This is a genomic window from Aeromonas sp. 102P (genome assembly GCF_051920345.1).
GTDB lineage: Bacteria > Pseudomonadota > Gammaproteobacteria > Enterobacterales > Aeromonadaceae > Aeromonas > Aeromonas veronii.
This window is the reverse complement of sequence record NZ_JBQBCZ010000001.1, coordinates 988,606-1,010,174: the sequence shown is the minus strand read 5'-3', so window position 1 is coordinate 1,010,174 and position 21,569 is coordinate 988,606. Positions and strand designations below refer to the sequence as shown.

Genomic DNA, 21,569 nt, shown 5'->3' with positions numbered 1-21,569 from the left:
GGCTGCGTTTCAATTTTTCACCACACCATCAGAGCAAACGGGCGTGTTGCAGCACTGGCATGGTGCGTTTCAATTCGTCGATAAGCCCGGGCTCCATCTGCGCCAATACGGTGCCACGCCCGCACTCTTTGCTCGCCAGCACTCGGCCCCATGGGTCGATCACCATGCTGTGGCCCCAGGTCTGGCGCCCCGTCTCGTGAGTGCCGCCCTGATTGGCAGCAACTACGTAGCACTGGTTTTCGATGGCTCGGGCACGCAGCAGCGGCTCCCAGTGCGCCTCGCCGGTCACGGCGGTAAAGGCGGCAGGCACCAGCAGCACGCGGGCACCGGCTCGGGCCAACTGGCGGTAGAGCTCGGGAAAGCGCAGATCATAACAGATCGAGAGGCCGAGGGGACCAAAGGGAGAGTCCACCAACACAGGCGCCTCCCCCGGGCTGAAGGTCTCCGACTCACGGTAGCGACCGTGATTGTCCGCCACATCCACGTCGAACAGGTGGATCTTGTGGTAGTGGCCCCTGAGCTCACCGCTGGGGTCAAACACCAGCGAGCTGGTGTGGATATGGTCGGAACCTGCGATGGTGGTCGGCATAGCCCCGGCCACCAGCCAGATGCCGTAATCTCGTGCCCATTCGGCCAGCTGCTGCTGGATCGGGCCCTCACCTATGGTCTCGGCCCCATCCAGATAACCCTGCCGTTCGCCAAACAGGGCGAAGTTCTCCGGCAACAGCACCAGCAGCGGCCGCTCTTTGGGCAAGGCCGCCAGTTCAGCGGCGATCTGCTCCCGGTTATCCTGCCAGTGACGGCCAGATACTAGCTGTATTGCGGCTAACCACATGACGTTCTCCTTGTCCGCATTAATCGCGATCCACAATATTCGGGTCTTTATCCATTTCTGCCAGCAACTTGCGAAGATGATGCCTGACCAATCCCCGCTGCCCCCGCTCCGCCCATTTGAGGCAATCGAACAACTCCCACACCAGCCCATCCCCTTCGGCCATATAGGCAGGAAAGTCCCAATGGCTTGGGGCAGGGCCAGAAACCTCAAGCGCACCAAGGGAGGAAGTTTTATCGAACAGTGGCAAATAAGGTTTGGCAAGGGGGAACTCAGCCCCCCGATCAAGGATGTGGATCTCGATGCTGGTCATGTCGAGGAATATGAAGCGCCAGTATGAACAGACCTCTTCATGTCTTCCTTGCCAGCAGTGAAAGATGGGCCGATCCCCCACAATGGTGCGCACCAGTTCGTCTCCCTGCTTATGGAAGCCAGGCTCGGCCAGCAACAAGAGATCGACATCGGATACCCGGTCTGCCTTGCCCTTGGCGAGCGACCCAACCACTACCCCGGCATCAATCGCAGGATGAGCTGCGCCATGTTTCATAACCGATTCCAGCAGTGCGCGCTGCAGTGGAGGGATGGCAGCCCAGTGCTCATCCACCATCATAACGGCCCCTCTGGCACAACCCGATCCCCCGCCTGCAGGGTGTAATCCAGCACTATGATGCGCTCCAGCACAGGGCGGAAGATAGCCTTGAGGGCATCGTGATCAGGATGGGGCAGATAGCGCTGGCGGGCCGCTTCGTCGGCGAAGGTCATCAGCACGCTGTGGGTAAACCCCTCGGCTCGCCCCTCCGGGCTGTCATCCCGACCCCACTCCACAGCGATCACGCCGCTGACCTGATGGGGAATGGCGAGAAAAGCGTTACGCACCGCATCTATCTGGGCAGGCTGGGTGCCCGGCTTGAAGGCGATCAGCAGGATATGTCGGATCATGGCTCACTCCTTGTGATGATGCCGGGCCGCTCGTTCAGCGCTGAGCGGACCCTGCATGTTTGGGGTTCAGCAGGAAAGGGGTCACCTCTTGGGTCGGCAAGCTGGGAGCAACGGCGTCAACCGCCTCTTTCTGCTGCTGGTTGAGCTTGATGCGCGCGCGATCTCGTCCCGCCTCGATCAGCTTGGGTGCGTCGAGCGGGCCCGAGATGCGAAAATCGATGCGAGTCACCACATCCACCACCGGCTCCAGCAGTTTGGAGAGGGCCAGCACATAGAGACCCGTGACCGGCGTGATGGAGAAGGCCGCCACCACCGGCAGGGTGCCCCCCAGATTGGGAGAGAAGCTCAGCTCGTAGTCGAGCCGCCAGCGCACCAGATCGGCGATCCCCTCGCCGCGCAGGTTACCTGCCGCCCCCTTCATATAGAAATCATCGTTGCTGACCTGCCCCTGCTTGATGGTGGCAGAGGCGGACATGGATTCGAAGTAGAAGCCCTTGTCGAACACATCGCGAAAATCGAGCCGCAGCTTGCGCAGCAGGGAGTCGAGGCTGAGCAGGGAGAGCAGCCGTGCCCCCTTATCGTTGATCTCCCGCAGGGTGCCACCCTCCAGCTGATAGTTGGCACTTCCCCCCAGAGTCGGCAGGCTCGGGCGATAGGGCACATCCTGCCAGTTCAGATCAAAAGCGAGGGAGCCGGGGGCATCGCCGATGGGCGAGGTGTAGCCCAGCCGCTTGAGCAGCAGTTCGCTGTTGTTGCTGGTCAGCTTGCCACGGGCGCGGGTCTGCATCCGGTTGCCATCGGCCAGCCAGTCGACGCTGCCGGTGAGCTGACTCCCCGCCAGCCGCACATCCAGCCCCTTGAGTGTCACCTTGTTGGCGCCGGGCACCAGCTCCCCTTTCACTTCACCAAGAGGTAGCTCGCCAAAGCGGCAATCGACACAGCTCACCTTCAACCAGGGGATGGAGGCCATGATGGCGTTATCCTGCCTAGCATCGGGATCCGGGCTGAGATCCGAACTCTTGCCGGACCAGTAGATGCGGGCAAACTTGGCATCCACCGGGCGATTGGCCACTGCGGGCAGGCGGATCACCCCCATCACATCGGGGCTGTCGATCATCACTTCGGTCGCCTGATTGGTCGGCCCCACGGTGAAACGCGCCGCCTTGAGGGTGGCACTGCCGATATAGGCGCGAGCCAGCTGTCCATCCACCCACCACTCCTGCGGCAGGAAGGCCGGGCCAACCACCGCATTGCCAGTCTGGTTCTGCGCTGGCAGCCACTGCTTGAGTCGCGCCAGCCAGCCACCGACATCGGCCTCCTGCTGGTTGATGGCAAGCAGCATGGGAGCATCGCGCATTACCCGGGCGCCCGGCTGACCCACATCGACCCGCACCCGGCTGAGATAAGGCACCCCTTCGCCGTAGACCAGTCGGGTCTGCATATCCACATCGGCCCCCAACACGGCACGAATGTCGGCGCTGCCATCCCGGCCACGGGCGATCACCTTGAGCGGCAGCCGGCTGGCGCTGCTCTTGGCCAGCGGCAGCGGCAGATCCAGCGCCATCCCCTGCAAGTTGGAGTCGAGCGCCAGCTGGAAGCTGAACGGCTTGCTGTCGGGCAGGGTCAACCCGAGCTTGCCGCCCCAGTTACTGCGGCCGTTGAGAATGCCGAATGAAGAGATGGCGGCGGGTTGGCGGCGACTATCCCACTGCCCCTTGAAATCGAGGTCGACCTGATAGTGATCCGGATGCTGGCGCCCCTGATAGTCGAGGGTCAGCGGCTGGTTCCACAGGCTCGCCTTGAGGTTGTTGAAACGGGTCTGCTGGTTGTCATATTCGAGGCGCCCCTGCACCTTCTCCAGCGGCAGATCCAGACTGGCGACCCGCACCTTGTTGTTGCTGAAGGTGGCATCGCCACTCGCCTTCACCTCGCTCTCGCCATCGAGAGGAATATCGAGCTTGACCGAACCGGCCATCGGGCCGCGGATCTCGATCTCTCGCAGCGCCTGACCTACCGAACTGCCCAGCGGTGAGTCCTGCAGGTAGTCGCTGATGGCCTTGCCCTCCCCCTGCACCTTGGCATCCACATAGAGGTGGGCGCCAGGGGAGAGATCCGGGATCCAGGCATGCACCGAGTCGGAGCTCGCCTTGCCAAGTTTGGTGGAGCGGCTGCGCATATCGAGACCGGCATTCTGGAACAAGAGATCGATCTGCAGGTCGGTAAGCGGTTGCCAACCGGGGAAGAACTCGTAGGTCGCCTGCTCCAGCGGCACCGCCACCTGGAAGATGCCCTTGCCGTTGTCGTAGGGGAAATCCCGAAACTCCCCATACCAGAGCAGGTCGGCCCCCTTGGCCTTGCCCCCCTTGATGGCGCCGCTCAGGTAATCCACCAGCCCCTTGTCCATCGCCTGCAGCGGGAAGTAGCGATCCGCATGGCCCGCGTTCTTCACATCGATGCGGCCGGTCAGGGCGAGGAAGGGGTGCTCGAACAGATCGAGGCGGAAACGGCTGGCCAGGGTCAGATCCGGGTTATCCAGCGCGATATCCTGCCCGTAAAGCACCCAGCCCTGTTCCTCGCGCCACCAGTCGAGGCGGGCCGAGAAGTGGTCGACCGGGATTGGCTCCTTGAAGTGACGGGCGGGATCCACCTTGTCGTTCGCCAGCGCCAATCTGGCGCTACCGCCGGTCGGGGTAAGCCAGAACTCGCCGTTGAGATCCTGCATCCCGGGTATATCCTGCCACGCCTTGAGGCGCACCTTGCTGAAGCGGCCACTGAGGGAGAGATCCTGCCAGTCGGCATTGGCCAGCAGCGTCAGCTCCTGCACCGACCCCTGCGGATTGGTCTGGCGCAGGGTCTCGCAGAGTGTGGGGTAGAGCGCCGAGACCAGCTGACTGATCTGGGTGATCTTGTCGAACTCTATGCTGGGCAGGTAGCCCTGCACCCGATCCCCGATCCGTTCCAGTTGCAAGCGGCTCTGCAACCAGGGTTTGCCATCCAACTTGAAGGTGACGTTATGGCTCGCCAGTTGCCAGTCGGAGCCCTCACGGCGCAGCTGGATCTTGCCACCATCGAGACCGAAACGGTGCATCTCCCCTTTCTTGGGATCCTTCCAGATCAGGTAGTTGTTGCCAAACGCCAGCAGGGTATTGCCCAGCTTGCCGCTGTCAAACTCGCTCCAGAGCTGGAAGTCGAGCTGACCGGCAACCTTGGGTTCGCCCGCATGGATCTTGGCCAGGGTCGGGGTGATATCGAGCTGGCGGGCCCCCAGATAGAGCTGACCCTTGAGGCGATCGAGCCTGGCAGTCGGGGCGTCCACATCCAGAATCAGATCGAGGGTGCTCTCGCCCACCCCGTTGATGAGGTAAGCCTTGCCGACCCCCTGATGGCGCTTGCCACGGTTCTGCCAGCGCAGTTGGGCGATGTCGAGGGCGCGCAGATCACCGAGGGAGGTGGTGACGCTGAGGCGGGTGTTGTGCACATCGAAGGTGGAGAGCTGGGTCAGCAGAAAGCGCAGCAGGGCGCCCTGCTGGGGATCGCCGGAGGGGCTGTCGTCAGCCGGTTGGCGCAAGTCGATGGTGATATCGCCATCGCTGAGGATCAGCTCGCCAAACACCGGCTTGAGCTCGTTAATGGTGCGCCAGAAGTCGAGATGCACCCAGGCTTTGCCGAGCTGTACGGCAAAACGCCCCGAATCCGGGGCGATGGCGAGTTGCTGCAGTTCGAGGGCGGGCCCGGACTGTGTCCAGTCCAGCCCCACTTGCTCCACGCTGACCTTGAGTTGTGAATCACCCAGCAGAGTGTGGATCAGACTCTCCCGGTATTGATTCAGCAAAGGGCCCCCGACCCGTACCAGGGTGACCAGCATGGCCATCAGTACGAACAGGACCCCCAGGGCCAACCAGCCCCGACTCAGCCAGCGATAGACCAATTACATCATCACCACGTCGAACTGCTCCTGACCACAGAGGGGTTCGCTCACTACCCGCACCTGCTTGCCGATGAACACTTCCAGCTCAGCCAGACTGTGGGACTCCTCGCCATGGAGGTAGTCGGCCACGGCCGGGGCTGCGTAAACGGTGAACTGATCCGCATCGTAGGCGCGATTGACCCGGATGATCTCCCGCAGGATCTCGAAGCAGACAGACTCCACCGTCTTGACCCGGCCGCGCCCCTTGCACTCGGGGCACTCGGAGCAGAGCACATGCTCCAGACTCTCGCGGGTGCGCTTGCGGGTCATCTCCACCAGGCCGAGCTGGGAGAAGCCATTGACGTTGGTCTTGGCGCGATCCTTTGAGAGCGCCTGCTCCAGGCTGTGCAGCACCCGACGGCGATGATCTTCCGACTGCATGTCGATGAAGTCGATGATGATGATGCCGCCGAGATTGCGCAGGCGCAGATGACGCGCGATGGCCGCCGTCGCCTCGACGTTGGTGTTGAAGATGGTCTCTTCCAGATTGCGATGACCGACAAAGGCGCCGGTGTTGATATCCACCGTGGTCATGGCTTCGGTCTGGTCGATGATGAGGTAGCCACCGGATTTCAGCTCTACCTTGCGCTCCAGTGCCCGCTGGATCTCGTTCTCCACGTCGTAGAGATCGAAGATCGGTGACTCGCCAGGATAGTATTCCAGCTTGCTGGCCAGCTCCGGCACGTACTCTTCGGTGAAGCGCTTGAGCTGATCGAAGCTCTGGCGGGAGTCAACGCGGATCTTGTCGAGTTCTGCACCGACGAAATCGCGCACCACCCGAAAGGCCAGACTGGGATCCTCGTAGAGGATCTTGCAGGGGGGATACTTCTGCTTGCGCTCGAGGATCTTGCGCCACAGCCGCTTCAGGAAGGCGGCATCCTGCTCCAGCTCCTGCTCCCCCACCCCTTCGGCAGCGGTACGGATGATGTAGCCACCCAGCTCATCCACATAGCCAGCTACGGTGCGCTTGAGGCGCTCCCGCTCCGCTTCGGACTCGATTCGCTGGGAGACGCCGACGTGAGCGCTGCCCGGCATAAAGACCAGATAGCGGGAAGGCAAGGTGATATCGGTGGTGAGACGGGCACCCTTGGTACCCAGCGGGTCTTTCACCACCTGCACCATGATGTCCTGCCCCTGACGCACCAGCTCGGCGATATTGCCGACCTGGAACTGCTCCTTCTCCTTCACAGCCACACACTCGGTATGGGGCACAATATCGGAGGCGTGTAAAAAGGCCGCCTTGTCCATACCGATATCGACGAAAGCCGCCTGCATGCCCGGGAGCACCCGGCTGATCTTGCCTTTGTAGATGTTGCCGACAATGCCGCGTTTGGCCTGACGCTCTACATGCACTTCCTGCAGCAGACCGTTTTCGACCAGAGCGACCCGGGTTTCGGAGGGGGTAACGTTAACCAGCAGTTCTACCGACATAACTAACCTTGCCTGTTCCAGTTTTGAATTCTTATACAGCCAATCCGGTACAACGCGCGCAAGGGAGAAACGCAGCAGAGCACAGCTGACGGGAAATTATTTGAGCTGTTCCAGATGATGCTTGATCAGCAAGTCTGTCTCCAGCAGGGGCAGGCCGACCACGGCGCTATAGCTCCCCTCGATGCGGCTGACAAACTTGCCCGCAATCCCCTGAATACCATAAGCCCCGGCCTTGTCACAGGGCTCACCAGTCTGCCAGTAGGCCTCGATCTCGGCCTCGTCCAGCTTGCGAAACGCCACGTTGGTGGTGACCAGACGCACGTCACAACGATCCTTGCTGGCCAGCGCCACCGCCGTCATTACCTGATGCACCTTGCCGGAGAGGGACTCCAGCATATCTTTGGCATCCAGCAGATCGGACGGTTTCTCCAGCACCCGGTCGCCCAGCACCACTATGGTGTCGGCACCCAGCACCGGCAACGCCGTCGGCGCACACGCCACGCCCGCCATCGCCTTGTCACGGGCGAGACGGCAGACGTAATCCTGCGCCTTTTCACCCTCTTCCCGCTGCTCGGGCACATCCAGTTTCAGCACCTCGAAGCGGTAGCCAATCTGGGTCAGCAGTTCACGGCGACGGGGAGAAGCCGAGGCGAGATAGAGTTGTGGTTCGTTGTTTTTGTTCATATTTACCTGATATTGAAGCGGCGCCGCACCTTGCGCAGCACCAGAAACACCCAGGGCCATATTAGCATCGTCGTCAACGTCGACCAAAAGTAGGAGAAGTTGAGACTGGCCTGGCTGAACAGATGCTCGGCCCAGAATACCGTCATTTTACCCACCAGCGAGAGGCCACCGATAATCAGTGCCTGCTGCCAGAGGGAGAAGTTGCGGATCTTCTGGAACTGGAAGGCCGCCAGATAGGTGGTGATGGCCATCGCCATCGCCCGCACGCCGAGGGTGCTGCCAAGCAGCACATCCAGCAGCAGGCCCGCCACCCAGGCTGTGCCAACGTTGGTCCGGTGCGGCAAGGCCAGTGCCCAGTAGATGAGCACCATGGCCAGCCAGTCCGGGCGGAAGGGGTCAAATTCGAAAGGAAGCGGCAGGATCGACAGGCTCAAGGCCAGCAGGATCGAGATCCAGATCCATATCCTGCCGCTGGCGGGTTCTAGCATTAGCGGGTGGCTCCTGCGGCGGACGCAGCGGGAGCCGCCCGTTCGCCATCCTCATCATGTACTTCAGGCTTCTTGTCGGTCCACAGCAGCAGCAGATAGCGCAGTCTGTCCAGCTCCACCAGCGGCTTGGCCTCGACCTGAGCGAAGGGCTTGCCCTCCACATACTCGGAGCGGGTCACGGTCGCCACCGGATAGCCTTCCGGGAAGCGGCCACCCAGACCGGAGGTGACCAGCAGGTCACCCACCTGAATATCGGTGTTGCGCGGCAGGTTGCGCAGCTCCAGCTTGTCGAGCTCGCCACTGCCGGAGGCAATAGCACGCAAGTCGTTGCGCAGCACCCGCACCGGAATGCCGTGGCTGGAGTCGGTAATGAGCAGCACGCGACTGGTGGTGGAGCCCACGTGGAGCACCTGACCAATCACGCCCTGATCGTTGATCACCGCCTGACCGTTGTAGACGCCATCCAGCGCCCCCTTGTTGATCAGCACCTGATGGCTGAAGGGGTCGGAATCCACCGACAGCAGCTCGGCCACCATCTTGCGGGACTCTTTGTGCACCGGCGAACCGAGCAGCTCACGCAGCCTTTGGTTCTCGTGCTCCAGCTGATCCATTTTGAGCAGACGGGCACGCAGGGTAAACAGCTGTTGCTCCTGCTGCTTGGTCTGCTCGATGAGATCGGCGCGGGTCTGCACCTGGGTCGACATGGTGTCGAGCAGGGTACCCGGCGCATTGGCCATGTATTGCAGGGGACTGACTAACGAACTGAGGTAGACGCGGACATGGGTAAACACACCGAAGCGGGAATCCGCGACGATGGCAGCGATGGAGATGATGACGGCGAGAAACAACCGTAACTGAAGCGAAGGGCCTCTACCAAAAATGGGTTTCATGGGTCGTCAAAAAAGAGCCGGCACGTTGGCCGGCTTTGGGTCTTATTCGTAGTGGAACAGATCGCCACCGTGCATATCGATCAGCTCCAGCGCCTTGCCGCCGCCACGGGCCACACAGGTGAGGGGATCTTCGGCCACGACGACAGGAATGCCGGTCTCTTCCATCAGCAGACGGTCGATATCTTTCAGCAGTGCGCCACCACCGGTCAGCACCATGCCGCGCTCGGAGATGTCGGAAGCCAGTTCCGGCGGAGACTGCTCCAGCGCTACCATGACGGCAGCCACGATACCGGACAGCGGCTCTTGCAGCGCTTCCAGAATTTCGTTGGAGTTGAGAGTGAAGCTGCGCGGCACACCTTCAGCCAGGTTGCGACCACGGACTTCAATCTCGCGCACCTCTTCGCCCGGATAGGCGGAGCCGATCTCGTGCTTGATGCGCTCGGCAGTCGCTTCACCGATCAGGCTGCCGTAGTTGCGACGGACGTAGCTGATGATGGCTTCGTCAAACTTGTCGCCACCGATACGGACGGACTGGGAGTAGACCACACCGTTCAGAGAGATGATGGCCACTTCAGTGGTACCACCACCGATATCAACCACCATGGAACCGGTCGCTTCGGATACCGGCAGGCCGGCACCGATGGCAGCAGCCATAGGCTCGTCGATCAGGTAGACCTCGCGGGCACCGGCGCCCAGTGCGGACTCCTTGATGGCGCGACGCTCAACCTGAGTTGAACCGCACGGTACACACACCAGCACACGCGGGCTGGGGCGGAAATAGTTGTTGTCGTGAACCTGTTTGATGAAGTGCTGCAGCATCTTCTCGGTCACGTAGAAATCGGCGATCACGCCATCTTTCATCGGGCGGATTGCGGAAATGTTGCCCGGGGTACGGCCCAGCATCTGCTTGGCGGCATGACCGACAGCAGCGACCGATTTGGCGTTCCCGCGCTCTTGGCGAATGGCGACAACTGAGGGTTCGTTAAGGACGATCCCTTGATCTTTTACATAGATCAGGGTGTTGGCAGTTCCCAAATCGATCGACAGATCGTTGGAAAAGACGCCTCTGAGCTTTTTGAACATGGCTACGGGAAATCCTAAGAATTTGGAGGTGCAGAAAACCGGCTAACTTTACCAATGCCCACCCCAATGGGCAAGCGCTCAAACTGTCGCCAATCAATCAGGCGCGACAAAAATGCGAGTCATCACTCACTCGGACACGCTTGCAAACACTAATAAACAAGGATTTAGGGGGATGCTGTTGGGCCAGCCCCCCTTTCACATCATTCAGTGCAATACTTCGCGCCGATAAATAATTCTGTCATTACCCCGGCTGGAGCCGAAAATGGCCTCACCTTGCAGGTTGCCGTCATTGGCACTCGTTGGGTCAGACAACCAGAGTGGCTGCGACGGCTGTTTTGCCAATTCGACCTTGTAGGGGATGCGGACCGAGATGTCCGGCTTGGCAAAATGGAACAGGATCTCCCCATCTTTCGCCAGTGCAGCATCCCCACCCGGTGCCGAACTGCCCAACCCCAACTTTATCTTGCGACCCGCCCCCAAATTCAGCTCGCGAGTCGCCGCATCAAAGGTGTGACTCGGATTGAGGAAAGTGAACCCCTGATTGGCCAAAGAGAGCTGGGTACATTGATCTTCCTTGTTTTGCAGCCAGTTGCCCGCTTCGTAATATTGCATCTGCAGTGGAATGGCCAGCGGCGCCGAGGCCAGACCCGCCGCCGTGCCAGCCTGCAGGCGGCCATAATAAGCCGTCATGGTGTTATTCACCCGCGTAGGAATCGTCAACTGCTTGGCATTGCAGTTAACCCCTTTGGTACAACCATTCTTGATGCCAGGATTCAGGTCAGCGTCAGCCATGAAAGTGACTGAGGGTGACTCCTCATCAAGCACTTGCAGGCCAAAACGCAGTAACTTAAAGGGCTCTTCGGGAGTAGTCAGGCCGGGAGCGCGCTCAGAAAGCCGGGCAAAGCGGCTCTGGCTGTCAATATTGGCTTCACCTGATGCCCAGCTGGCCATCATGCTCCCCACTCGATCCGTGCGATCAATCCCATCATGATTATTGCCTGCCACCAGATAGAGCCGCCCCTTCGCGAACTCGCCACCATAGTTTTTGGTCACCCCGGCACTCTTGTTACGAGCCTGTACCGTCATCTTGACCCCGAATGGCTGACTCATATAGCTGAACTGCCCGCAAGCAGGAGTAAGCACCCCGCTCAGCAAATTGAAATCCCAAGGGACAAAACGTCCCACCGGCACGCTGCTGGCGGGAGGGATGGTATAGCCGAAATAGCCCGTAGATACAGTGCTTCCTTCTGGCTGCTTTGCCGCCGGTGGCGTCGCCGTCATCCGGAACACTCCCACCTCGCTCACGGTCTGGCTAACGTTATTGGCACTGTTGGCCGCAGCCACATGGCTATAGGCGGTAGTACCCAGCGTTGCATTGGTGCCCGGATTGGGCGCCACCAGCGTACTGCCCAGAGCAATATTACTCAGCACAAAGTTGGGCGTGGTCAGATTCCCGGCGCAGATATCCCCATCATTGGCCGATTCCCAGGCCATCGCCTTGATATCCACCTGGAATGTTTCCCCTGCTTTTTTGAAGACCGGACAGCTGCTATCACCAGCCGCGCAGACCCCTTGCGGAGGGGTTATACACAAGCCGACAGGACGTGTCACAAACGTGTCGGCCCCCTTAATCACCAGACCCGCCGTCTCACCACTGCCATTATGACTAGCTGAAAGCTGCATCTGACCCGCATCCGGGTAGGTCACTTTTTTCAAGGTCGCTTTACCCTGATTATCAAAAGTCAGGTTAAGGGTGGTTGGCGTTGGTGAGGGAACACTGGCGGCATAGGTAGCGATGGCATTGCCATCTATCGAGATCTTGCTACCAAAGTTATTGGTATTTGGATTGTTGTACGTTCCCCAAAAGCCGACAGACCTCACGCCGGTAAATCCGGGCACACATTGCTTGGTAATGTCGTCTTTTTTGACCGCACTGATAGTCACATCCTGAGGCTGGTTGGAATAAGTATCAGGCACATCAAAGAAGAAGCCGCTATCGGCAAAGTTGAGGGTGCAAGCCGCAACGCTGGGGTCTCCATTGCCAGCCTTGCACAAGGTGGTACTGTATGGCTTGGTAGTCGGCGCGGAACTGGACACTCCGACGGTAACTGGTGTCGTCGTGTTATTGCGCAACTGCACTGTGGTCGAGCCACCACTGAACGACACCGTATTGCCGCCGATCCAACCATTATTGCCAGAGGTAGGGTCGAGACTCAGCGTTGCCGTGACAGGATCCGTGATAAGGGTGCTACAAGCGGCATTGGCACATGCTTTGACTGTCACCGTCTCGGGATTGCAGGTCAGCGGCTGACCGGAGTAATCAAGCTGGAAATGATCGATCTGCACACCAATCGGGTTGGAGCGCAGGGCACAGATCTGAATGTTGTCGATCTCGTGAATATTGGTTGAACCGCCCGTAGAACCAGTCAACGATAACAAGAAATCCTCTGGTAAAACCGATTGCCCCGCCAATCCCACAACATTAAAGCTGTCAATCTCCGTGATATAACCAGAACCAGTGTTGCGTTCAATCTTGACCATAGACTGACCTGAAACCCGGGAGTCCACTGTTAGCCGATAGCGATGACTGGCATTGCCATTGTTGTCCACTGTCGGGTTGAGACAGTTGCCAGTAGTATTGGTAGTGCCGTTACTACAGGTGCCTCTCAGATAATTGTAACCACTGGTGCCAGCCCCTGATCCTCTCACAGCCACTGACTGGCGTCTTTGTCCTACGTTGACTGTGCCACCTTCGCCAGAAAAGTTGCCGTATTCATCGATCCCTACTCCTAGCCACCCCCCATCAAAACCTGAAATACCGGGTTTGAAACCATACCCAAGCGGCCCACCAAAGGCCCCTGGCTGAGGAGCAATTCTGGCATCCGACAGCACCACGGCGATACCATCTGCACCACTGCCGTTATAGGCATAGTGGTTGAATTCGATGGTGACCAGATTGTTAGCGGCGGGAAACAAGCGCTGAAATGTAGCCGATGTAGCCTGATCGCCAATATTACGGGTCATCCGTAAGCGACCCTGCTGAATCGATGGCAACTCACTGTGATTACGCTCTGCAACTACCCAGTCATCCCCTATAGTACTTCTTGTAAAATCATCATTAAAGCACTTGGATAGTGGCGTCTCAGCACTGCCGTTAATCACTGCATTCGTATACATATAAAGGTTTCTGGCACTGACTCTGCCGTTAACCACAGCGTTGCCTGCCATCGTCAGAGTTTCATGAGAGTAAACATAACCATCCACCCGACTACTGCTATTCATGGTGATATTGTTGTAACCAAACAACAAAATTGCACCACCGCCAGCACGAAGCAAGTTAGCATTTTCCAGTGACGTCGCTGTATTGACAAAAATCCTCACCTGCCCGCGCGCCTCAATAGTACTGCCGCTGAACATGTTAAGACTGTTAATGAAATAATCACCCGCATTCAAGATGGCCTTACCGCCATCTCTTATGGTCAATGTACGTAGCCGATACTCACTCTTGCTTTCCGAGAAAGTGAGGTTGCAATTATTGTTGAGAGTAAAATCCCGGTACTGGTTTTGTGTCCCGGTACCAATAACTTGTGAGGAACTACAAGTTAGACTTCCTCCAGCATTCGAACTCACTGAAAAAGTATTCTCTCCTAGAATCGATAACGCCAAGACACGGCTATTACCAATGGCACAACGCCGATCACCGCCATCCACCGTATCGCAGCCTCGTTCAGGTAACGGGCTATTTGAAGAACAAAAATTTAAATCAGTGCCTTGAGTACCATTAATACGGGCATTGCCATATTGTTCCAGACGTCCGCCACGACCGGTTGAGCAGGTACTTCCGTCATCCCCACGATGCCCCTGTACCACTGCGGGGAAAAAGGTATCACTATCAATCTGCTGAAACGCCCCTGCTGAACCACTAAATAGCCACACGGCTGCGACGATCCATAAATTGCGCATCAGGGAGTTCCTCCATCATAAGCTTCGACCATCAGGGTTCGGCTCACGGCAAAATCAGGGCTGGCACTGTTAAGGTCCGAGCTGCCACAGGTGCCGACACTCTCGAGCCGGTAGCCCGTGTTGCTCTGGTTGTTATAGGTCACCGGTACCTCCCGGCAGCTAACCACAACCTGACAACCAGCCAAACCGATGTTGTCATTAAACTGCTGTGTGGCAAGTACCAGACCACAACGATTAGGTGATGATACAGCTAGTCTGTTAGGGAATAGCTGATATAGAGCAATCTCCAGCCCGCTCTGGGCGGCCAGCAGGGCACGCACGCTGCGCACCTCCACCGTATTTTTCTCGCCGCTATCGACCAGAAAACGCCCCATGGCAGCCGCCAGCAGCGCCATCACCACAATCACAAACAGGGCGATCATCAAGGCACTGCCTCGCATCCGTCCGAAAGCCTGTGGATCAGGGCACATTGAACACCTCTATCTTGTGGTTAAAGGTGACCGACTCCCCCTTGCGCTCGAACACAAAACGCATACCAAACTCCCCTTCAGCGTTAAACGCCGAGGTTTCACGATAGAAGACATTGCCAGGCCGAAGTGACTCGGCCATCAGGACTCCTAGCGGTAAAGTGCTGCCAGCGGCACTGATCCCTGCACTGGTTCGGTATAGCGCCCCTCCAGATACGCAGTAACGCACCTGCTCGCGAGCAAAATACGCTCTCATGCCGGGAGATGTACCATCCAGCAGCGCACCGCTATACCCGATTGATTGGGCTCCAGAGATCACCGGACCCACAGCCTCAACTTGCGCCACGCAACGACCATAATCACAGCGGTCCCGTATCGACTGCGTACCGCTGGAAACGGGTTGGGGAAACACCACTAACCAGTCGTTTACCGGCTCAACTGCAACAGGAGGCGCAACCATTACCAGCTCAAGTGTGGACGAGGCGCCAGACGGGCGATTGAGGGCAAGATAGCGCCCCGAGTTGCTGATGGGCCAGAACCGCAGACAGGGGCCTTGGTCCAGCCAGTTACCATTCTGCTCTTCAATGCGCTCCGATCCCGGCACCGCATCGCGCAGTTCGCGGTTAAGTCGCTCCATGGCGAAACGGGCATCACTCATCAACTGTTCACGGCTACTGGCATCGCCATAAATCTGGGTGCCGATTCCGATAAACTGGCTGGTAAAGGTCGCCATAATCCCGAGCAACAGGATGACCATCACCAGCTCGACCAGAGTAAAGCCACTGTTACCCCGAGGCTTGCGGTAGGTTCGATTAGCAGCCAAGCGTAATCGGACGTCGGAAGTAGCAGCAGGAGCAAACATTCGGATAGACAAGCAGGAGCGTTCCATCAGTAGTTCCCCCGATAGAAGGAGAAGTCGAGCACACTCCCATCCGGCAGCTTCACCTGCAACAGAACTCGCTTGCCGATAGACTCTGCCTTAAGACCCGGGCTGCCAAACAGGTCATCCGGCGTCACGGCGATCCTGACCTGGTAGTTGCGATACTCATCGCTTGCGACCTTGGAATCGGCTTGAGTAAAGAATGTCGCCTCAATCCAGTCACTGTTCAAGCAGTTAACCTCAGCCCATCCCTTGGCACAAATGACGCTGGTCTGATAATCATCCACATCATTAAAGGTATAGGGCTCCCGTTCGCCACCATCCGGGCCATACTGGCTGGGCTGCCAAACCGCAATCGCCGGAGCAGGAGGATTCTGGGTACAGGTCACACCGACAGGGCAACTGCAATCCCCATAAAATTGGCCATTGAAGGTCTCGCCACAACGATAACGACCACCATTATGATCCGACTTTTCATCAAACGACTTTTGCAAGATCTCGCCGGAGAGGCGCTGGGCCAGCTGGGCGGCGCGTACCTGCTGCACCGGGTCTACCGCCTGCGGCGCCTGATTGATGAGTAAACCGAGAATGCCGGTCAGCGCCACCGCCAGCAGCACTATGCCGACGATCAGCTCGATCAGGGTAAAACCACGCTTAAGGGATCTCATGGATAAACCCCTCGGATTCAATCTTGATAGGGCCACTCTCGCGACCATCGGTGACTTGCAGCTCGCAGCCACCGGCGCAGCTACCGAGCGGGCGGCCCATCTGATCAAAGCGGATAACAAAAGGAGGTGTGCCCTTGTTCGAGGAGAGGGAGATCCCGGCTGACAGGGTCACCGGACGACCACGGGTGAGCTGATTAGCGTTCCAGCTCGATATAGCCGCAGGATCGCCACAAGGGGAGAGCGTGCTGTGGCCAAACTGGCCCGCGTCAACCCGCAGTGAGGTACAACGATTGGCCGGCTCATGCATATTGACGGTCTGTACCAGCCGCAGCCGGGTCAGCAGCTCGTCACGCACGGTTTGAGTTTCAAAGCCGCCTTTGCCCAGCCATTTGGGCACGGCAAAGGCGGCCAGAATCCCGAGTAACAGGATCACCAGTACCAGTTCAATCAGGGTAAAGCCTTTTTGCATCGACTCACTCTCGATAGAAAAAGCGGGGCTTTAGCCCCGCTTTCATAGAACAGGTTAGCAACCAGACTTGGCTGTAGATGCAGCACCACTGGCATTCGCTTCGGTGTAGACCACAGTGCAAGTAGAACCTGAAGTCTGATACACATAGGTAGAACCACTAACACTACCAACCCAAAGAGGGTCGATGGTCGCAGCTTTACCAATACCACCAGAAGTCGCTGTCGGATATCCGTATTTGATAGTAACGGTAGAGTTATCAGCAAGCTTCACCGTCTTAGTACCAGTGTCATCTTTTTCGCTACCATCCAATACTGCTCGGCTATAGACCAGTTGGGATGCACTTGCTACTGCACCTTTTACGCCATCAGCAGCTGCTTTCTTAGCATCATCCTGCAGATTCAGGAACTTGGGTGCAGCGTGACCGCCAGAATACCCAGAATGATGATCACGATAACCAGTTCGATCAGGGTAAAACCCGCCTGTTTTTTCATTTCACTTTCCTCTGTTAATTAATATTTGTGGTCACCTGACCGGATGCCGGGCGGTAACTGAAACTCATAAATGCATCAGTCTTGCCTTGCGGATCCTGATACTTGCCATCACTGCCCTTACTCAAACTATTGACCAGATAGTAACGGCAGACCGAATCCAGTCCATTACTGCTTACTGTGGCATAGTATTTCAGGTCATTGCCGCTACCGCGCACTTCATTGAAGCTGGCCGTAGCCTTGGGCGGGTTTTGCAGTAACCCCTCCCAAATATTGAGACAACGTTCGGCGGTCAGATTAGCCGGATCCACATCGGGATTACCGCTGGCAACGGTATCCATGGGATAGCCGGGCGACAGCTCGCCGTTAGTGATCTGGGTATCGGTCGGAGTGGTCAGATAGAAGCGACTACCGTCATAAAGCACGGTGTTGAGGCTGTCCTGTTTGGCGCGGCCTTCCGCCTCCCATTGCGCCCGCACCAGTGAAACGCCGGTAGCAAAACCGCCAGAGACCCCTTCCACGCTGGCCTTTTTCGCTTCGTAAGTCACATCGAGAAAGCGCGGCAGCGCAGTCACCGCCAGGATCCCCAGGATCACGATAACGATCACCAGCTCAATGAGGGAAAAGCCGGCAGACCGTCTTCTCATCCCGTTTTCCGGCATTGTTGGTGCCATTGGTTTCATTGTCATGCTCCCTCCGTAATGCACCGCATTATTTCATGCAGGCCCAAAAAAATCATGTAGTTGGGTCATATGATTAGTTTCATTCAAGGCTTTTTCATCACCCGCCCGTCAGAAAACTGATAAACCAGCCAATAACCATCCCACCCCATCTCGCAACCACTGCCATCGGGGCGGGCCAGAACCTGCAGGGGAGGCACGCCCCCCTTCGTCTCACCCATCAGTGCCAGCCACAACTGACGGCAATTTTCCGAAGGAGATTGCAGCGGCACCAGCCCCAAGGGCCACCCTCGGGCATCAAACTGCCACCCCTTGCCGGCGACATGCAGTGTCTGCGGGCGCCGCTCATCGAGCCAAATGCCGTGCAAACGCTGTGCCCGCTCGGCAAATTGCGCCCCCAGCAAGGTGAGAGTGAGCTGCTGCGCCTCTTCCCGGTGGCCCTGATAGCTGCGCACCAGGGTCGCCACGATCACCATCAGCAGGATGATCACGGCGATCCGCCGATATCCGGTCAGCCAGCGATCATCCTGCTGCGTCTGTCTGCTCATCCAGCCCTCGACTCCACCGATCACTTGCCTCTTACGGCTTGCATCATGTCCCACCACCCAGGCGTGAAGATATCAAGTTCCAGCAAGATTACTTGCCGCGAACTGCGCGCATCATGTCCCACATGGGGGTGAAGATACCCAGCGCCAGGATCAGTACCATCACCGCCACGATCCCGATCAGGATCGGCTCGATGCGGGCGGTGAGACTCTTGAGGTCATAATCCACCTCCCGCTCGTAATACTCGGCCGCTTCGTGCAGCAGGTCATCGACCTGACCGGTCTCCTCCCCCACGGCGATCATCTGCATCACCAGCGGGGTGAACAGGCCGCTGCTGCTGGCGGTGCGCAGCAGGCTCTCGCCCCGCTCGATACCGGCGCGCATATCCCGCACCCGCCCCGCCATATAAGCGTTATCCACCGCATCGGCCACCAAGGTCAGCGCCGTGTTTAGCGGCACCCCGGCCTTGAGCATCATGGAAAAACTGCGGGCAAAACGGGCCAGCAGGGAGCGCTCTATGATGGTGCCGACGATCGGCAACTTGAGCTGCCAGCGGTGCCAGGTCAGCTTGCCCTTGGTGGTGGCGACCCAGCGGCGCCAACCGAACACCATCCCAGCCAGAATGGCGAGCAGCAGCCACCAGTAGTTGACAAAAAAATGCGAGGTGGCAAGCAGAATGCGGGTAGCCAGCGGCAATTCCACCCCGAATTTGGCGAACATGCCGGCAAACACCGGGATCACCATGATATTGAGGATCACCATGGCGATACCGATGGCGATCATCACGAAGCTGGGGTAGCGCATGGCGGTCTTGATCCGCTTGCGGGTCTCCAGCTCTAGCTCGAAATAGTTCGCGAGCTGCAAAAAGGACTCTTCCAGCTGACCTGTGTTCTCACCCACATGGATGATGGCGACAAACAGGCTGCTGAATACCTTGGGGTGCGCCTGCATCGAGCTCGACAGCGGACGACCGTTGCCGAGATCTTCCCCCAGCGAGTGAAGCGCCCGCTTGAGCGGCTTGCTGTGAGTGCTCTCCTCCAGCCCAGCGATGGCGCGCAGGATCGGGATCCCGGCCCGGGTCAGGGCATACATCTGGCGGCTGAAGATCACCAGCTCATCCAGCTTGACGCCCCCTTCCAGCAACAATGACCAGTCGATGGCAGCGGATTTGGCCTTGCCCGGTTTGAGCTCGGTCGGCATCACGCCACGGCGCATCAGCTGTTCGGCGGCCGCCATCTCGTTGGCCGCTTCGACCACGCCACTGGTGGCGTTGCCCTGGCTGTCACGTCCCTTGTAGGCAAAGTTAGCCATCGCTTACCCCAAATCCTCGGCCAGTCGTAGCACCTCATCCACCGAGGTGATCCCCTGACGGGCATAATCGAGGGCAGTGAGGGCCAGCGGCCGGTAGTGTTCATGTTGACGGGCCGCCTTGGCGAACCCTTCCGCATCGTTGCGGCGCAGGGCATCCATCATCGGCTGATCCAGCTCCAGCAGCTCGTAGACCCCGATCCGGCCGGAATAACCGGTAAAGTTGCAGCTCTGGCAACCCCGGCCCTTGTGATAGTTGTGTTGGCCGGGCGCCTCGCCGGAGAGCACGGTGAGCCAGGTGGCCTGCCCTTCGTCGGGCGCCTTCTCCTCGACGCAGTGCTCACATACCCGCCGCACCAGCCGCTGTGCGACCACCGCCCGCAGGGCGCTCGCCACCAGATAGCCGGGCGCCCCCATGTCGATGAGGCGCAAGGCACTGGTCACCGCATCGTTGGTGTGCAGGGTGGTCAGCACCAGGTGACCTGTGATGGCGCCACGCAAGCCGATCTCCACCGTCTCGTTGTCCCGCATCTCGCCCACCAGCAGAATGTCCGGATCCTGACGCAGGGTGGAGCGCAGCACGTTGGAGAAGGTGAGGCCGATCTTGGGGTTGACCTGCACCTGATTGACGCGGGAGAGACGGTATTCCACCGGGTCTTCTACCGTGATGATCTTGTTGCTGGACTGATTGAGCTCGGAGAGGGCGCCATAGAGGGTGGTAGTCTTGCCGCTCCCGGTCGGGCCGGTCACCAGGATCATCCCGTGCGGGCGTTTGAGCTGACGGCGGAAACGGGTCAGGATCTCCGGCGGCATGCCGGTCTCGGTCAGCGACAGAATGCCGGAGGATTGATCCAGCAGACGCATCACCACCGACTCGCCATACTGCACCGGCATGGTGGACATCCGCACATCCACATCGCGTCCGCGTACCTTCATGTTGAAACGGCCATCCTGCGGCAAGCGCTTCTCGGAGATATCGAGCCCCGCCACCAGCTTGAGACGTAGCACCAGCGCCTGGGCGATGCGCACCTCGTTGAGGATATTCTCGTGGAGGATACCGTCGATCCGCTGGCGAATCCGCAGCACCTTCTCGTCCGGCTCGATGTGGATATCCGACGCCCCCACCTGCACCGCATCCTCGAACAGGGAGCGCAGCAGCTTGGCCACCGTCGCCTCCCCCTCGTCATTGGCTCCCAGATTGCTGGAGCCCAGCTCGAAGCCGGAGTCCTGATACTCCTCCTGCAGCTGTTCGGCGAAACTTTCAATCTCGCGGGTACGGCGATAGAGGCGGTCGAAATACTCCAGCAGCTGCCCTTCCCGCGCCACCGCCAGCACCATAATGCGCGGGCTGAGCAGGGCCGCGATGGCATCCAGTGCGCTCAGATCCGCCGGATCCGACATGGCCACCGTCACCTTGTCGTCGGTAAGGTTGACCGCCAGCGCCCGATAGCGACGCGCCTGCACTTCGGGCAGCAGTGGCACCGCGGCGGCGTCGATGGTGAGGTTGTTAAGATCGAAGAAGGGCACATCCAGCTGGCGGGCGAGGAACTGCAACAGCTGCACCTCGCTGATAAAGCCGAGGTCGATGAGAGTGGTGCCCAGCTTGCGGCCGGTCTGACGCTGCTGCTGCAGGGCAAGCTGCAGCTGATCATCAGAGATGATCTGCTCTTGTACCAGCAGGTCGCCGAGGCGCATTTTCAGTCTGGGTTGTGCCATGTTTGCTCCGATCTCTGTTACTTCACACCCGTTGCCGCATCCGATTAGGCTTAGCTAATCGAACCTGCTG

General features: G+C 58.7%; 18 protein-coding genes and 1 pseudogene. All 19 read right to left on the bottom strand.

Going from position 1 to position 21,569, the window contains the following annotated elements; genetic code table 11:
* Window positions 1-28: 28 nt before the first annotated feature.
* The 19 genes and pseudogenes from ACTG1K_RS04835 to mshE all read right to left on the bottom strand — a co-directional run bounded on the left by ACTG1K_RS04835 (window position 29) and on the right by mshE (window position 21,499).
* Complete coding sequence (locus tag ACTG1K_RS04835; protein ID WP_440004879.1) at window positions 29-835, bottom strand: carbon-nitrogen hydrolase family protein; 807 nt, start codon at window positions 833-835, stop codon at window positions 29-31.
* Between the two features lie 19 nt (window positions 836-854).
* Window positions 855-1,442 carry a nucleotidyltransferase domain-containing protein gene (locus tag ACTG1K_RS04830; protein WP_167573673.1) on the bottom strand — a complete coding sequence of 196 codons (588 nt, stop codon included), beginning with the start codon at window positions 1,440-1,442 and terminating at the stop codon, window positions 855-857.
* The gene (locus tag ACTG1K_RS04825; protein ID WP_075116150.1) at window positions 1,439-1,771 is read right to left on the bottom strand and encodes a Dabb family protein; all 333 of its coding nucleotides are present in this window, start codon (window positions 1,769-1,771) and stop codon (window positions 1,439-1,441) included. Before ACTG1K_RS04825 ends, ACTG1K_RS04830 begins: the two co-directional genes overlap by 4 nt.
* A 34-nt stretch (window positions 1,772-1,805) precedes the next feature.
* A complete protein-coding gene (locus ACTG1K_RS04820) occupies window positions 1,806-5,699 on the bottom strand; it encodes a YhdP family protein (RefSeq protein WP_440004878.1) in 3,894 nt (1,297 codons plus the stop codon).
* Window positions 5,700-7,169 (bottom strand): ribonuclease G, encoded by a 1,470-nt coding sequence (gene rng / locus ACTG1K_RS04815; RefSeq protein WP_005340056.1) that lies wholly within the window; start codon window positions 7,167-7,169, stop codon window positions 5,700-5,702. It abuts the gene before it with no gap.
* A gap of 96 nt (window positions 7,170-7,265) precedes the next feature.
* Window positions 7,266-7,853 (bottom strand): Maf family protein, encoded by a 588-nt coding sequence (locus ACTG1K_RS04810; protein WP_005340055.1) that lies wholly within the window; start codon window positions 7,851-7,853, stop codon window positions 7,266-7,268.
* Window positions 7,854-7,855: 2 nt separating this feature from the next.
* Window positions 7,856-8,341 carry a rod shape-determining protein MreD gene (mreD, locus tag ACTG1K_RS04805; protein WP_005340054.1) on the bottom strand — a complete coding sequence of 162 codons (486 nt, stop codon included), beginning with the start codon at window positions 8,339-8,341 and terminating at the stop codon, window positions 7,856-7,858.
* Window positions 8,341-9,231, bottom strand: coding sequence for a rod shape-determining protein MreC (mreC, locus tag ACTG1K_RS04800; RefSeq protein WP_005340053.1), 891 nt, complete (start codon window positions 9,229-9,231; stop codon window positions 8,341-8,343). Before mreC ends, mreD begins: the two co-directional genes overlap by 1 nt.
* A gap of 42 nt (window positions 9,232-9,273) precedes the next feature.
* The gene (locus ACTG1K_RS04795; protein WP_005340051.1) at window positions 9,274-10,314 is read right to left on the bottom strand and encodes a rod shape-determining protein; all 1,041 of its coding nucleotides are present in this window, start codon (window positions 10,312-10,314) and stop codon (window positions 9,274-9,276) included.
* A 204-nt stretch (window positions 10,315-10,518) separates the two neighbouring features.
* On the bottom strand, window positions 10,519-14,277 hold the full coding sequence (locus tag ACTG1K_RS04790; protein ID WP_440004877.1) for a DUF6701 domain-containing protein: 3,759 nt from the start codon (window positions 14,275-14,277) through the stop codon (window positions 10,519-10,521).
* Complete coding sequence (locus tag ACTG1K_RS04785; RefSeq protein ID WP_425856094.1) at window positions 14,277-14,747, bottom strand: MSHA biogenesis protein MshP; 471 nt, start codon at window positions 14,745-14,747, stop codon at window positions 14,277-14,279. Before ACTG1K_RS04785 ends, ACTG1K_RS04790 begins: the two co-directional genes overlap by 1 nt.
* Entirely contained in the window at window positions 14,737-15,633 is an 897-nt protein-coding gene (locus ACTG1K_RS04780) for a PilW family protein (protein ID WP_425856096.1), read from the bottom strand. Before ACTG1K_RS04780 ends, ACTG1K_RS04785 begins: the two co-directional genes overlap by 11 nt.
* Window positions 15,633-16,292 (bottom strand): type IV pilus modification PilV family protein, encoded by a 660-nt coding sequence (locus tag ACTG1K_RS04775; RefSeq protein ID WP_425856098.1) that lies wholly within the window; start codon window positions 16,290-16,292, stop codon window positions 15,633-15,635. The genes ACTG1K_RS04780 and ACTG1K_RS04775 overlap by 1 nt, the downstream gene beginning before the upstream one ends.
* The gene (locus ACTG1K_RS04770) at window positions 16,279-16,761 is read right to left on the bottom strand and encodes a prepilin-type N-terminal cleavage/methylation domain-containing protein (protein ID WP_425856099.1); all 483 of its coding nucleotides are present in this window, start codon (window positions 16,759-16,761) and stop codon (window positions 16,279-16,281) included. The genes ACTG1K_RS04775 and ACTG1K_RS04770 overlap by 14 nt, the downstream gene beginning before the upstream one ends.
* 54 nt (window positions 16,762-16,815) lie before the next feature.
* Window positions 16,816-17,252 (bottom strand): annotated as a pseudogene (locus ACTG1K_RS04765) (prepilin-type N-terminal cleavage/methylation domain-containing protein).
* Window positions 17,253-17,266: 14 nt separating this feature from the next.
* Entirely contained in the window at window positions 17,267-17,938 is a 672-nt protein-coding gene (locus ACTG1K_RS04760) for a type II secretion system protein (RefSeq protein WP_440004876.1), read from the bottom strand.
* Between the two features lie 77 nt (window positions 17,939-18,015).
* Window positions 18,016-18,477, bottom strand: a complete 462-nt coding sequence (locus ACTG1K_RS04755; RefSeq protein WP_159164460.1) for a hypothetical protein — start codon at window positions 18,475-18,477, stop codon at window positions 18,016-18,018.
* 88 nt (window positions 18,478-18,565) lie between these two features.
* Window positions 18,566-19,786 carry a type II secretion system F family protein gene (locus ACTG1K_RS04750; protein ID WP_005340027.1) on the bottom strand — a complete coding sequence of 407 codons (1,221 nt, stop codon included), beginning with the start codon at window positions 19,784-19,786 and terminating at the stop codon, window positions 18,566-18,568.
* A 3-nt stretch (window positions 19,787-19,789) separates the two neighbouring features.
* Entirely contained in the window at window positions 19,790-21,499 is a 1,710-nt protein-coding gene (gene mshE, locus ACTG1K_RS04745; protein ID WP_139403122.1) for an MSHA fimbrial ATPase MshE, read from the bottom strand.
* Window positions 21,500-21,569: the final 70 nt, after the last annotated feature.

Bases quoted from the DNA above. Each gene is read 5' to 3' on its own strand.
- mreC (WP_005340053.1), bottom strand. From the start codon at position 9,231: ATGAAACCCATTTTTGGTAGAGGCCCTTCGCTTCAGTTACGGTTGTTT.
- ACTG1K_RS04780 (WP_425856096.1), bottom strand. From the start codon at position 15,633: ATGGAACGCTCCTGCTTGTCTATCCGAATGTTTGCTCCTGCTGCTACT.
- ACTG1K_RS04775 (WP_425856098.1), bottom strand. From the start codon at position 16,292: ATGAGATCCCTTAAGCGTGGTTTTACCCTGATCGAGCTGATCGTCGGC.
- ACTG1K_RS04770 (WP_425856099.1), bottom strand. From the start codon at position 16,761: ATGCAAAAAGGCTTTACCCTGATTGAACTGGTACTGGTGATCCTGTTA.
- mshE (WP_139403122.1), bottom strand. From the start codon at position 21,499: ATGGCACAACCCAGACTGAAAATGCGCCTCGGCGACCTGCTGGTACAA.
- rng (WP_005340056.1), bottom strand. From the start codon at position 7,169: ATGTCGGTAGAACTGCTGGTTAACGTTACCCCCTCCGAAACCCGGGTC.
- ACTG1K_RS04825 (WP_075116150.1), bottom strand. From the start codon at position 1,771: ATGATCCGACATATCCTGCTGATCGCCTTCAAGCCGGGCACCCAGCCT.
- ACTG1K_RS04760 (WP_440004876.1), bottom strand. From the start codon at position 17,938: ATGACAATGAAACCAATGGCACCAACAATGCCGGAAAACGGGATGAGA.
- ACTG1K_RS04795 (WP_005340051.1), bottom strand. From the start codon at position 10,314: ATGTTCAAAAAGCTCAGAGGCGTCTTTTCCAACGATCTGTCGATCGAT.
- ACTG1K_RS04755 (WP_159164460.1), bottom strand. From the start codon at position 18,477: ATGAGCAGACAGACGCAGCAGGATGATCGCTGGCTGACCGGATATCGG.
- mreD (WP_005340054.1), bottom strand. From the start codon at position 8,341: ATGCTAGAACCCGCCAGCGGCAGGATATGGATCTGGATCTCGATCCTG.
- ACTG1K_RS04830 (WP_167573673.1), bottom strand. From the start codon at position 1,442: ATGATGGTGGATGAGCACTGGGCTGCCATCCCTCCACTGCAGCGCGCA.
- ACTG1K_RS04790 (WP_440004877.1), bottom strand. From the start codon at position 14,277: ATGCGCAATTTATGGATCGTCGCAGCCGTGTGGCTATTTAGTGGTTCA.
- ACTG1K_RS04810 (WP_005340055.1), bottom strand. From the start codon at position 7,853: ATGAACAAAAACAACGAACCACAACTCTATCTCGCCTCGGCTTCTCCC.
- ACTG1K_RS04785 (WP_425856094.1), bottom strand. From the start codon at position 14,747: ATGTGCCCTGATCCACAGGCTTTCGGACGGATGCGAGGCAGTGCCTTG.
- ACTG1K_RS04835 (WP_440004879.1), bottom strand. From the start codon at position 835: ATGTGGTTAGCCGCAATACAGCTAGTATCTGGCCGTCACTGGCAGGAT.
- ACTG1K_RS04750 (WP_005340027.1), bottom strand. From the start codon at position 19,786: ATGGCTAACTTTGCCTACAAGGGACGTGACAGCCAGGGCAACGCCACC.